This window comes from Pseudomonas sp. P116 (genome assembly GCF_020149425.1).
GTDB lineage: Bacteria > Pseudomonadota > Gammaproteobacteria > Pseudomonadales > Pseudomonadaceae > Aquipseudomonas > Aquipseudomonas anatoliensis.
Map to the genome: position 1 here is coordinate 515,630 of NZ_JACVHB010000001.1, position 11,668 is coordinate 527,297.

18 protein-coding genes and 1 pseudogene are annotated in these 11,668 nt (G+C 59.2%); 16 read left to right on the top strand and 3 right to left on the bottom strand.

Going from position 1 to position 11,668, the window contains the following annotated elements; translation table 11 throughout:
* The first annotated feature begins 26 nt into the window (after positions 1-26).
* A complete protein-coding gene (locus ICA15_RS02530; RefSeq protein ID WP_224450801.1) occupies positions 27-605 on the top strand; it encodes a hypothetical protein in 579 nt (192 codons plus the stop codon).
* A gap of 38 nt (positions 606-643) precedes the next feature.
* On the opposite strand, the gene ICA15_RS02535 is transcribed toward ICA15_RS02530, so the two are convergent.
* The 3 genes from ICA15_RS02535 to ICA15_RS02545 form a co-directional block, all read right to left on the bottom strand.
* Positions 644-1,438 carry a DNA adenine methylase gene (locus tag ICA15_RS02535; RefSeq protein WP_224450802.1) on the bottom strand — a complete coding sequence of 265 codons (795 nt, stop codon included), beginning with the start codon at positions 1,436-1,438 and terminating at the stop codon, positions 644-646.
* Between the two features lie 157 nt (positions 1,439-1,595).
* Positions 1,596-2,648 carry a phage portal protein gene (locus tag ICA15_RS02540; protein ID WP_224450803.1) on the bottom strand — a complete coding sequence of 351 codons (1,053 nt, stop codon included), beginning with the start codon at positions 2,646-2,648 and terminating at the stop codon, positions 1,596-1,598.
* Positions 2,648-4,408 (bottom strand): terminase ATPase subunit family protein, encoded by a 1,761-nt coding sequence (locus ICA15_RS02545; RefSeq protein WP_224450804.1) that lies wholly within the window; start codon positions 4,406-4,408, stop codon positions 2,648-2,650. The genes ICA15_RS02540 and ICA15_RS02545 overlap by 1 nt, the downstream gene beginning before the upstream one ends.
* Before the next feature lie 151 nt (positions 4,409-4,559).
* On the opposite strand from ICA15_RS02545, the gene ICA15_RS02550 reads away from it, so the two are divergent.
* From ICA15_RS02550 to ICA15_RS02620, 15 genes and pseudogenes are all read left to right on the top strand, one after another.
* The gene (locus ICA15_RS02550; RefSeq protein ID WP_224450805.1) at positions 4,560-5,438 is read left to right on the top strand and encodes a GPO family capsid scaffolding protein; all 879 of its coding nucleotides are present in this window, start codon (positions 4,560-4,562) and stop codon (positions 5,436-5,438) included.
* A 45-nt stretch (positions 5,439-5,483) separates the two neighbouring features.
* Positions 5,484-6,491 carry a phage major capsid protein, P2 family gene (locus ICA15_RS02555; protein ID WP_224450806.1) on the top strand — a complete coding sequence of 336 codons (1,008 nt, stop codon included), beginning with the start codon at positions 5,484-5,486 and terminating at the stop codon, positions 6,489-6,491.
* Positions 6,492-6,502: 11 nt separating this feature from the next.
* Positions 6,503-7,219, top strand: a complete 717-nt coding sequence (gpM, locus tag ICA15_RS02560) for a phage terminase small subunit (RefSeq protein ID WP_224450807.1) — start codon at positions 6,503-6,505, stop codon at positions 7,217-7,219.
* 98 nt (positions 7,220-7,317) lie between these two features.
* Positions 7,318-7,614 (top strand): hypothetical protein, encoded by a 297-nt coding sequence (locus ICA15_RS02565; protein WP_224450808.1) that lies wholly within the window; start codon positions 7,318-7,320, stop codon positions 7,612-7,614.
* Positions 7,611-8,072: a head completion/stabilization protein gene (locus ICA15_RS02570; protein ID WP_224450809.1), complete on the top strand. Its 462-nt coding sequence runs from the start codon at positions 7,611-7,613 to the stop codon at positions 8,070-8,072. Before ICA15_RS02565 ends, ICA15_RS02570 begins: the two co-directional genes overlap by 4 nt.
* Positions 8,072-8,275, top strand: a complete 204-nt coding sequence (locus ICA15_RS02575) for a hypothetical protein (RefSeq protein WP_224450810.1) — start codon at positions 8,072-8,074, stop codon at positions 8,273-8,275. The genes ICA15_RS02570 and ICA15_RS02575 overlap by 1 nt, the downstream gene beginning before the upstream one ends.
* Positions 8,275-8,487, top strand: a complete 213-nt coding sequence (locus ICA15_RS02580; protein WP_224450811.1) for a tail protein X — start codon at positions 8,275-8,277, stop codon at positions 8,485-8,487. Before ICA15_RS02575 ends, ICA15_RS02580 begins: the two co-directional genes overlap by 1 nt.
* A gap of 27 nt (positions 8,488-8,514) precedes the next feature.
* Positions 8,515-8,868, top strand: a complete 354-nt coding sequence (locus ICA15_RS02585) for a putative holin (protein WP_137270928.1) — start codon at positions 8,515-8,517, stop codon at positions 8,866-8,868.
* A 1-nt stretch (position 8,869) separates the two neighbouring features.
* Positions 8,870-9,148, top strand: a complete 279-nt coding sequence (locus ICA15_RS02590; RefSeq protein WP_224450812.1) for a phage holin family protein — start codon at positions 8,870-8,872, stop codon at positions 9,146-9,148.
* Positions 9,145-9,990, top strand: coding sequence for an N-acetylmuramidase domain-containing protein (locus ICA15_RS02595; protein ID WP_224450813.1), 846 nt, complete (start codon positions 9,145-9,147; stop codon positions 9,988-9,990). Before ICA15_RS02590 ends, ICA15_RS02595 begins: the two co-directional genes overlap by 4 nt.
* Positions 9,987-10,193, top strand: coding sequence for a hypothetical protein (locus ICA15_RS02600; protein WP_224450814.1), 207 nt, complete (start codon positions 9,987-9,989; stop codon positions 10,191-10,193). The genes ICA15_RS02595 and ICA15_RS02600 overlap by 4 nt, the downstream gene beginning before the upstream one ends.
* Positions 10,190-10,555: pseudogene (locus tag ICA15_RS02605) on the top strand (LysB family phage lysis regulatory protein); the annotation flags it as partial. The gene ICA15_RS02600 and the pseudogene ICA15_RS02605, both read left to right, overlap by 4 nt.
* Positions 10,476-10,733 (top strand): Rz1-like lysis system protein LysC, encoded by a 258-nt coding sequence (gene lysC / locus ICA15_RS02610; RefSeq protein WP_318010468.1) that lies wholly within the window; start codon positions 10,476-10,478, stop codon positions 10,731-10,733. The pseudogene ICA15_RS02605 and the gene lysC, both read left to right, overlap by 80 nt.
* Positions 10,730-11,206, top strand: a complete 477-nt coding sequence (locus ICA15_RS02615) for a phage tail protein (protein ID WP_224450816.1) — start codon at positions 10,730-10,732, stop codon at positions 11,204-11,206. The genes lysC and ICA15_RS02615 overlap by 4 nt, the downstream gene beginning before the upstream one ends.
* Entirely contained in the window at positions 11,203-11,661 is a 459-nt protein-coding gene (locus ICA15_RS02620; RefSeq protein WP_224450817.1) for a phage virion morphogenesis protein, read from the top strand. Before ICA15_RS02615 ends, ICA15_RS02620 begins: the two co-directional genes overlap by 4 nt.
* Positions 11,662-11,668: the final 7 nt, after the last annotated feature.

The window sequence follows — 11,668 nt, forward strand, 5'->3', positions numbered from 1 at the left end:
AAAACCTAGAACAGGAGTTTGAGCACATGTACTTTAAGTTATGGAATGGGGAGTTTGCTGATGGTGACTTTAACGCATTAGCGGCCCTACTCGGCTTATTAGACACCGAACTTAAAACCATCAACACACAGATCAAGCAAAGTGCTGATCCAGATTCCGACGGGTTATGTGATCGAGGGGAGTACTTCATCGGGGTAGGGTTCGCCGGGATACAGCGATACATTGCTTCAACATATAGGACTCTGGGCATTGAGCAAGGTGCAGCCCTTGCTCTGCCTCCTTTCGTTAAAAATCAAACAACAGCAGTTCGCGCACTACACGCTGGTGCAAATTACTGGAAGCATCAAGATGAGTGGAATTTGACCCATGTAGTTTTCAGAGAAGTTGAAAACCTGAAAGAGAATGCAAAAAGCACGATAAAAACTATAGAAGAAATAACACCATGGGCGGAATACACTTGCAGCAATTTACTTGCCGAACTGCTACACCTAGACAATTCAATTAATGATAAAAACCTATTACTGACACCCCTCCTAGATATTTTAGGAGACTGGCGAATTAACCTTGATGCTTTTCACAGACACATTAAAAGACAGCAGGGCTGAGCCTGCATTATTAAATAGGCTCAGCCCTAAGCACTACTTTAGAACAAACCGCCCAAGGCGGCAGGCTCCCAATTCATAATCACCAGCTCCCCGCTGACATCCGCTTTCCCCTGGCGCTGATTGGTGCTGCTGTACCGGATATCCACGGTCTCGAAATGAAAGCCCTCAAATACCCGCCGGATATCTGGGTGATCGTTGATACTGACCATCACCTTTCCTTTGCAGCGCCGCATAAAGTCGGCCATACGCTCGTAGTTTTCAAATGGGAAGTCGACACCGTAACCAGCAGTCTGCCAATACGGCGGGTCCATGTAGTGAAATGTGTGCGGCCGGTCGTAACGCTCCGCACATTCTAGCCAGGACAGATTTTCAACGTAGGTTCCAGACAGGCGCTGCCAAGCGGCTGACAGGTTCTCTTCGATCCGCAGCAGATTAATAGCAGGCCCGGTGGTGGCAGTTCCAAAAGTCTGCCCGCTTACTTTGCCGGCGAAGGCATGGTGCTGCAGGTAGAAGAATCTGGCTGCCCTCTGGATATCGGTGAGAGTTTCCGGCCGGGTCATCTTCTGCCATTCGAAAATTTGACGTGAGCTGAGCGCCCACTTGAACTGGCGCACAAACTCTTCCAGATGGTTCTGAACCACGCGGTACAACGTCACCAAGTCTCCATTGATATCGTTAAGAACTTCAACGGGCGCAGCCTGTGGTCGCATGAAGTAAAGCGCGGCGCCGCCGGCAAAGACCTCGACGTAGCATTCATGGGGTGGGAATAACGGGATAAGACGATCCGCCAAGCGACGCTTGCCGCCCATCCACGGGATAATCGGTGTGCTCATAAGTGATCCTTGTTTTCAGCTATTGGAATCGCTTAGGCTTCCGCCCCCCTGCGCAGTGGGGCGAGGCCTTGGTTGGAGCACTCGGCATATTCGAGTGATTCAGCGTCGGGCTGGTGTTGACGCACCGGCTCGTCGCCTCGTTTACTGCGCGGGGGTACTACTTCTCCCCTGCTCCAAGCTCAAATGGCTTGAAGCTGACAACCTCTTCGCCAAGCCAGTCGTTGACCTGGGTCAATCGCGCCTGCAGCGGCTCCAGTTCGTTGACCGCCCATACCTCCGCAGCCTCCCGCAACGACCCAAACCCGCCCGCGTTCTGCGGCACAATACCCATCAACTGCGGCGGGATACGCAACGCCGCGAGCAGATCGTCCCGGCTGATGTTCTTGATCGAGCTGAACTCGTCCTTGGCCGCTACCTCGCTGACCGGAATCAGCTGAATACCGTCCTTCTTCCCGGCCGGCGCATAGACGAACAGATTGCGAAAGTTGCCTGGCCCCTTCGAGTTCTTGAGTGCCGTGCGCAGCGAGTCGATGTCCTCCTCTTTCTGCGCCGCATCGGTCATGTAAAGAATGAAACCGGCGTGGCTACCGTTGTTGTAGTACTTGCGCCGAAACAGTGTCGCGCTCTCGTTGAGCAAGGCGCTTTGCAGTGCAGCCAACCACTCCGGCAATCCGTAGATCTCCTGATTGATATCGGCCTCGCGCAGGTGGCAGATCGAGCCCGGGGCGAACTGGTGCTCGTCCTTCCAACCGCGCACCTGGTAGTAGGTATCCAGATCAACACCACGGCGCATGTACTTCGCCAATGGCGGCATCAGGCCCATGGTGTCGCGCAGCATGTTGTTGCGCTTCTCCAGGTAGCAGTTGCCGCACCACAACCAATCCAGGGCGAACTGTTCGAACGCCTGCCGACTCAATAGCCGGTGCGGTTTGAACGTGCGGGCCAGCATGTTGCGTTTGAAGTTCAGCCCTGACTGGAGGTACACGCTGGCCCGCGTGGTCTTGGCCAGGCCATCCATAGACATGGGCGTTTCGAACCATCGCCCATTGGCCCAGCACTCCAAGTAGTCGAGGATCTCGCGGCCATCGAGCACCGGCGTGGGATCACCAAAGGTGAACGCCTCGACAGGTCCCGCCTGCGGTGGCAGCAGATCGCCCTCAATCGGGGGCTGTGCGCTGGTCAGCTGGGTTACGCGCTTACGTCTGCTCATCAGTAGGACTCCATAAATCCGGTGTTCGCCGTGGTCTGCCCTTCGAGGGGTTCGTTGTGCAGCGCGTGGAACGTCGCCCACGCCAAATCGGCATGGCCGGTCTCGTCGGTGCGACCGGCCGTGTAAGTGAATTGCCGCCCGGAAGCGGTGACGGTTTTGCGAATCGCCATCAGCGACTGCGCCATATCGATCCAGCCGGCGTCGAACTCCAACCGACCGTTTTTAATCACGTCGTAGGCCTTCAGCACCAAGCGGGTTTTGACTTCGGGCGAATAGCTGAAGGTGGTGATGTTCGGGAAAAACTGTTTCACCAGCTGGGCCACGCCGGACCCCATTCCCGTGATGTCGATACCGATGTAGGTCACCCAGTAGCGCCGCGTTACCTGGCGTATCGCCTCGGCCTGCGCGGCAAAGTCCATACCTCGGAACTGAAAGCGCTCCAAGATGCGGAACTTGCCACCCGGTACCAAGGGTGGCGCGATCACCACCAGGCCCGCGCTGTCTCCGGATTCGGCTGGGTCATAGCCGACCCACACCGGGCGCTCACCGAACGGCCGCGCAGCAAACGGCTTGTAGTCGCTCGCCCAAAGGTCCCAGCTGTCGACCATGCATGGCTGCAACATCGCCAGCGGGAAAATGCTGGCCCCGTCGTCGATGAACTGGCACATCAGCAGGTTCTGGAAAGCCTCGGCGTCGTACTCCTGGCGCAGCTCCTCAAGGTCGAACAGATCGCAACCACGCTCCTCAGCGTCCAGAATCGTGACGATTTGGCGCCAGATCCGGTCCTCACACAGCCGCCCCTGTTGCAACGCGCCGTGAGACACATCCAGCTTGATCCGTTGCGCCACCGGCTTGCCCTTGTTGAAGCGCTCGCCGGTCCAGAAGGTGTACGCCTCATGCGCCATGCTCGATGGCGTCGAGAAGTAAGTCCGCCGGTATTGCTTCTGCATCGCCATGCCACTGGCGACCTTGTTCAACTCCTTGAACTTGAAGGTCCAGAAGAACTCATCGAAATAGAAATTGCCGTGGTAGCCCTGGGCCGTCCGGGCGTTGGTGCCCAGGAAGTGCAACTCGGCGCCATTGCCCAGAATGATCGGATCTCCCGTTAGCTCGACACCCACCACTTCGCGGGCAAAGGCCTGAATGTAGGCCTTGAAGATGTGCGCCTGATTTTTCGAGGCAGACAGGAAAATCTGGTTTCGCCCGGTGGTCAGCGCATCGATCAACGCCTCTCGAGCGAAGTAGTACGTAGCACCGATCTGCCGGGATTTGAGAATGGCGCGGGTGCGCTGATTGCCTGCCTTGTACCAGTCCAGCTGATAGCCAAAACAGCCGTCAACAAACGCCTCGGTCAACCGCTCGATGTGCTCCTCGTCGAACTCGTTGCGTTTTGGCGCCTTCTTCGGCCCGTCGTTGCGCTTGGCCAGGTTCGGATTCAGCTCGGTTTCGGTACCGCCATCCTGGAAACGCTGAATACGCGCCTGGCGCTCCAGCTGGCGGTGCAACAGATCAATCTCCTTGAAGTCGCCACCGGTCTTGCCGTCCTTGAGGATCAGTTGCACCAAGCGGGCCTCCAGCGCACCGCCAATGCGCTCTACATTGTCCGCCCGGTCCCACTCGTCACGGGACTTCCAGGCATGAACGGTCTTTTCTTTCTCGTCCAGGTACTCGGCGATCTCGCAGACACGCCAGCCCGTCCAGTAGAGGAATTTGGCCTGGCGGCGGTTGTCACGCACGGGATTTTCAGTGGCAGCAGTCATGGCGCAGATGCTGCCGCCCGCGCGCGAACTCTACCCGCGCCAGCCCTTGTAGAGCCTATCCATACAAGGCCGGCACGTTGCCCGCCTCGCCCGCGCTGAACACCATGCCCTCAACGCTAAAGCACTCAGCCAACGCATTGAGGATCCACCCATGGCCGGCAAAACTGACACCCCAGCCAAGAAGTATCGCTCCAAGTTCTTTCGCGTCGCCGTCGAAGGCGCCACCACCGACGGTCGCCAGATTGAACGCCAGTGGCTGGTCGATGCTGCCGAAACCTACAGCCTCAATACCTACGGTGCCCGTGTCTGGATCGAGCACATGCGCAGCCTCCTGCCGGACAGCCCATTCCGCGCCTATGGCGACGTGGTCGCACTGAAAACCGAAGAAGTCGACATCGCGGGTACCAAGAAACTCGCCCTGTTTGCCCAAATCGAGCCGACCGCCGACCTGGTAGCCATGAACAAGGCCCGCCAGAAGCTCTACACCAGCATCGAGCTGCGCCCGAAATTCGCCGACACCGGCCGCGCCTACCTGGACGGCATTGCCGTTACCGACACCCCGGCGAGCCTGGGCACCGAAATGCTCACCTTCAGCGCCCAACACCCGGACGCCAACCCACTCAAAGCGCGCAAGAACGCCCCAGATAACCTGTTCACCGAGGCCGTCGAAACCGCGCTGGAATTCGAGGAAGTCGAGGACGAAGGAAGCAAGGTCGCTGGCCTGTTTACCCGCGTTCTCGAAGCCCTTGGCAAGAGCAAGGACAAGGAAGGCAAGGACGCCGCTCTTTTCACCGAGCTGGGCCAAGCCGTTGAGGCCATGGCCGAACACGTCGCCCACCAAGGCACCACCTTTGCAGCGGAAAAGACCGCACGCGAAGCCTTACAGGTCAAGCACGACAAGCTGGAAAGCGATTTCACCGAATTGGTGAAGAAGCTCGAAAGCACCCCGGACACCACCGGAACGAAATCGCAGTTCACCGCTCGCCCTGCTGCTACCGGCGGTGACGGGAAGCTCGTCACCGACTGCTGATCCACATCACGGACAACACCCAGCCAAGGAACATCGGAGAACACCATGCGTAACGATACCCGCGTCCTTTTTAACGCCTACCTGCAACAACTCGCGCAATTGCACGGGGTGGGCGACGTCACTACCAAGTTTACCGCCGCCCCAAGCGTCGCCCAGACCCTGGAGACCCGTATTCAGGAATCCAGCGCCTTCCTCAGCGCAATTAACGTGTTTGGTGTTTCCGAACAGTCGGGCGAAAAAATCGGTATTGGTATCGACGGCACCATTGCCAGTACCACCGACACCACCCTCAAGGACCGCGAGCCCCGCGACCCAAGCGGTCTGGACAACCGGGGGTACGTCTGCACTCAGACCAACTTCGACACCGGCATCCGCTACCAGAAGCTCGACCAGTGGGCCAAGTTCAAGGACTTCCAGGCCCGTATCCGCGACGCCATCATCAAAGCCCAGGCCCTCAACCGCATCATGATCGGCTGGAACGGCACCAGCCGAGCAGCCACCTCCAACCCAGCGATCAACCAGCTGTTGCAGGACGTCAACATCGGTTGGCTGGAGAAAATGCGACTGGAGAACCCGGCTCGCGTCATGGACGAAGTAGTTGACGGCAGCGGCAAGATCCAGATCGGCGCCGGCAAAGACTTCGAGAACATCGACGCCCTGGTGATCAGTATGGTGAACGAGTTCATCGAACCGTGGTACCAGGAAGACACCGAGCTGGTGGTGATCTGCGGTCGCCAACTGCTGGCCGACAAGTACTTCCCGATCATCAACAAAACACAGGCACCGAGCGAAATGCTCGCCGCCGATATCGTCACCAGCCAGAAACGTATCGGCAACCTGCCGGCTGTGCGGGTACCGCACTTCCCAGCCAACGGCCTGCTGGTAACGCGTCTGGACAACCTGTCGATCTACTGGCAGGAAAACACCCGTCGCCGCACCGTCGTCGACAATGCCAAACGCGACCGCATCGAGAACTTCGAGTCGGTCAATGAAAGCTACGTGATCGAAGACCTGGGCTGCGCTGCCATGGCCGAAAACATCACCCTGAGCTGAGGCAGGCCATCATGACAAACCCTTGTCGCCGCCATTTCCAGCGCGTCACCGCAGCCGTTGCAGCGGCTGCGGTGGCCGGTCCCGCCATGACCATGGAAGGCGCCACCGTCTACGAGCTGCACTTGGCCAAACTACAGCAGGACTATCTGCGCCTGAAACAGGTGCAATCGACCGAGGGCAAGGCAGAACTCAAGCGCCAACTCCTGCCGGAGTACGTGCCCTACGTTGACGGCGTCCTGGCCGAAGGCAAAGGCGCACAAGACCAGGTACTTACCACCCTGATGGTCTGGCGTATGGATGCCGGCGACTTTACCGGCGCCCTGGACATTGCAGACTACGTGATCCAGTTCGCGTTGCTGATGCCGGATCGCTTCGAACGCACCACCGGCACCATCATCGCTGAAGAGATCGCCGAAGTTGCCCTCAAGACACAAAAGGCCGGTGGCACCTTCGATCTCGACCTGCTACTGCGCACCGAACAGATCACTGGCGAAGAGGACATGCCGGATCAGGCCAAGGCCAAGCTGCACCTGGCACTGGGCAAAGCGTTCGCCGCACTTGTCCCCGACGAAGACACGGGCGAAAACACCCTGATCATCAGGATGAACCTGGACATGGCCAAGCTGCACCTGGCCCGAGCTATTGAGCTGCACACCAACTGCGGCGGCAAAAAGGATCTGGAGCGCGTCGAACGCCTCCTGAAAAAACACGCTGCACCCAGCAGCTAACCGAGCGTCCCCACGCACCCCGCCGGCTCGGGGCGGATCGGCCAGGCCGCTCCTCCTGAACGTGAAGCCCCGACCACCGGCGATCTATCGGAGCAGTCATGAACACCGCCTTTGCCAACCTCTACCAGAGTGATTTCACTCCTACGGAATCCGAAAGGCGCCTGTCTGCTGCGGCTGAACAGTACGTCAACGAAACAGAGGCTTACGACCGCACCGTCTGCACTGGCCCTATCAAACACGGCAGCATAATGCCGGCCAACGCGCACGAGCGCGGCCTTGTGAATCGCAACGCCATGCGAGCAATGGACCGTCTCTATATAAAACACCCCGAATTCACCAGGCAGCAGATCCTGCGCGAAGTTTCCCACGCAGAAATCCGAGGCCCTTCCCTTTGAGCGCCTTCGTAGCCAGCGGCCCAGTCACCGGCGGTCATATCAATACCGACTCGTTCTGGCCCTCAATCGATCTTGAGAAGCTGCGCGCAACCCTTCGCATCGACAACAGCGTCACTCCGGCCCGCCTGGAGACTGCCGTAATCGCCGCAGCCATCAATCTCAACCGAGAATTGAAATCTTGGAAAGCCAAGCAACTGGCTGCTGGCTACGCCACGTTGGCTGACGTTCCTGACGACAAGATCAACGATGTGCCGGTCCAGGCCCACCTGTACCGCCGTGCGATCGAGGCCGGCACCGGCGCTGAGATCTGCGAGCGGTATCGCGATTACAGCGCGACCAACACCGGCAACAGCAAAGCCGAAGAACTCACCCCGAACATCGACGACTACCGCCGCGACCTGCGCTGGGCCGTCCGCGACTTTCTCGGCATCAGCCGTACCACTGTGGAGTTGATCTGATGAGCGATATGAAAGTCATCGACTGGAACGAAATCAGCCGCCTTGGCCTGCACGAACGTATCAACCGCGAAATTATGCACCCGCTCGGCTTTGCGATTTTCAGAGTGGTTGAAACAGGTACATCCCCCGGCGCCTACGTGTCGCCCGATGGTGCCTTCGAGTACGCCACCCCAATAACACCGCCAAAGCCCGAGGCCGAGTAATGACCGTTGCCGTCCGCGCCTTTCAAAACGACACCGTCGACGCCCTGTGCTGGCGGTACTACGGCCGCACCGCAGGTGTCACCGAGGCCGTGCTTGAAGCGAACCCCGGCCTGGCCGACTACGGCCCTATCCTGCCGCAAGGACTTGTCGTCAACATGCCCGAAGCCCAAGCCAGCGCCCCTCAACGGCAGATGGTGAACCTATGGGACTGATCCCCTGCAACCAAGGAAACCCACACCATGGCTGATCCGACTTCCAGCGCTGTGACCGGCCTGCTTATGGGTCTAGGCCTGGCCACAGTGACGCCAATCATCGATGGCGAAGCGTTGTTTGGCGCCATCCTCGGCGCCTGGCTGGTGACCAGTACCAAACATGACCTCAAGGTCTGGCAACGGCTGGGCTCGCTGTTTCTGTCGGCGGGGGTTGGCTACCTGTTCGCACCCATGGCCTTACAAGCAATCCCGTTTATCACCAGTGGTGGCGGTGCATTCGTCTGCGCTCTGGTGGTCATCCCCATCAGCATCAAGCTCATGGTCTGGGTTGAAAAAGCAGACATTTGGGACATCTGGCGTCGCATCAGAGGGGGCAGCTGACATGCCTAGCATCGAACTGGCCGTGCAACTGGTCACGGCAATCGCCTATCTGCTGAGCGCCTTGCGCCTGGCCTGCTACAGCCGAGGTGAGGCCCGGTACCGGCGCAGCATCTCGCTACTGGCCAGCCTGTTCGGCTCCGCGCTGTGCATCTGCGGTCTGGAGATCCTTTTGTATCGCCAGCCCACCAGTCTCTGGCAGGCCGTGTCCATCGTGCTGCTCTGCACCCTGATTTTCCGTTCACGCGGCAACGTCGCCGCCCTGTTGAGGCCCAGCGCATGACTACCACCCTTCGCCACGGCGACCGCTCGCAAGCGGTACTTATCCTGCAAAAGAACCTCAACAAGCACGGCGCCAACCTGATACCGGATGGTGCCTACGGCGACGCCACCGAAGCCGCCGTCCGCGCCTACCAAGTGAAGATTGGTTTGGTCGCCGATGGCGTCGCCGGCAATAAGACTCAAACCAGCCTGGCCGGTGGAGACTGCGGCAAGCTGCTGCGCAACAACGACCTGGTAACCGCAGCCGAGCGCCTCAACGTGCCGCTGGCCAGCGTCTATGCGGTCAATGAAGTTGAATCGAAAGGCAGTGGCTTTCTCGATAACGGCAAACCGGTGATCCTGTTCGAACGGCACATCATGTATCGCCAACTGGCGAAGGTTCGGCACGAAGGCGACGACCCCGCCGCGCTTAAACGCAACGCTGATCAGTTGGCCGCAACCAACCCGGCCATCGTCAATCAGAAATCCGGCGGCTATGCCGGCGGCAGCGCCGAACACCAGCGCTTGGCGACCGCTCGCCTGATCGACGACACCGCCGCGCTGGAATCAGCATCGTGGGGCGCGTTCCAGATCATGGGCTTTCACTGGCAGCGCCTGGGCTACAACAGCGTGCAGGAATTTGTCGCAGCCATGAGCGCGGGAGAATCGGAGCAATTCGACGCCTTCGTCCGTTTCATTGAGACCGATCCGGTGCTGCACAAGGCGCTGAAGGGCCGCAAATGGGCCGAGTTCGCAAAGCTCTACAACGGACCGGACTACCAGCGAAACCTGTACGACATCAAACTTCAGCGCGCCTATGAACGGCACGATGACTGCGGTTGTGGGCAGGCGGTGGCAGCATGATCGACTTCGACGCGGTACAGCGACTGAATGTCCAAGACGGCGATCTACTGGTGGTGCCAGAGAACAGCGACCAGCAAGACATGGTGCAGTTACGCGACGCGCTCCGCACCCAGAACCCTCAGCGCAAAGTCATCATCGTTCGCGGCCCGATCCAGCACATGGACATCGGCGACATGAATCAGCTCGGCTGGTACCGGGCGTGAGTACCTTGCGGCAGGCCTCACTCGGCGTTGCACTGTTTGCAGCGCTGGGGCTGTTGATCTGGAGCCAGGAGCTGCGCATCAGCGGCGCGAACAAGGACACCCAAATGGCCCAGCAGGACGCCAGCCGCGCCAGAGAACAAGCCGAACGCAACCTCGCCAATGCCAACGCGTTGCGCGACACCCTGCAACAGGAACGCAACGCCCAAACCACCCTGCGCACGCGACAGGATCAACTGCGCCAAGGTTTGGCGAAGCGCGAACTCACCATCGAGGCTCTGAAACGTGAAAACGCCGATTTACGCAATTGGGCTGCCCAGCTTTTGCCTGATGCTGCTCGCTGGCTGCGCGAGCGCCCCGCTTTCACCGGCGCCGACGCTTATCGTCAGTGGCTGTCCGGCCGTGGTGCCGTGCACGCTGCCGGCGACCAGTCCGCGCAGTAACGGCGATCAGCTCACCGATCAGGATCGCGTCGAAGCCGCTTGGGCAGATTGTGCGAGCCAAGTGGATATGGTTTACCAACACCAGCAGGCCCGACCATGAACAAGCCCGACAGCCTCAAAGCTCACCTGCTCGCCACGGTGGCCGAACTCAAGCATAACCCCGACCGACTGTTGATCTTCATCGACAACGGCAAGATCCGCTGCACCGCTGCTAACACGCTCTCGTTCGAGTACAGCTTCGACCTCCAGGTCATCCTTACCGACTTCGCCGGCCATCCTGACAGCGTCATGCTGCCGCTGCTCGGCTGGTTGAGCGTTCACCAGTCAGAGCTGCTAGAGAATCTGAACAAGGCCGCTGATGGCATTCAGTTCGAGGCCGACATTCTCGACAACAGTAAAGTGGATATGAGCCTGACGCTGCCGCTGACGGAGCGTGTGGTGGTGGGCAAGGATGATCAGGGCAACACCACGATCCGCCATCCAGGCGAGCCGCAACGGGCGGCTGATTTTCTCGACCCGAACTGGATACCAGGTGCGTTGGGTACTGGTAGCGAATGGGTGCTACCGAAATGACAAATCACCTGGAAGCTCTGGAAGACTGGGCGGCCGGCCTGCTTGGACAGCTGGAGCCTGCGTCGCGCAACAAGCTGGCCCGAAGTCTCGGGCAGGCATTGCGCCGCAGCCAGCAACAGAGAGTAATTGCACAGCGCAACCCTGACGGCAGCAAGTACGCGCCTCGCAAGCAACGCAACTTGCGCGGCAAACAGGGACGGGTGAAGCGCAAGGTTCAAATGTTCCAAAAATTGCGCACAGCCAGCTTCCTCAAGGTCCAAGGCGACGGCAATGCCATCAGCGTCGGTTTCACTGGCCGAATTGCCCGCATCGCCCGGGTTCACCAATACGGCCTGAAAGACCGCGCCGAACGTGGAGCTCCCGATGTGAAGTATGAGCGTCGAGAAGTGCTCGGCTTTACCGAGGCCGACCTTGATCTGATCCGCGACGGCCTGCTCGCTCACCTCACGCTGTAGCTACCCG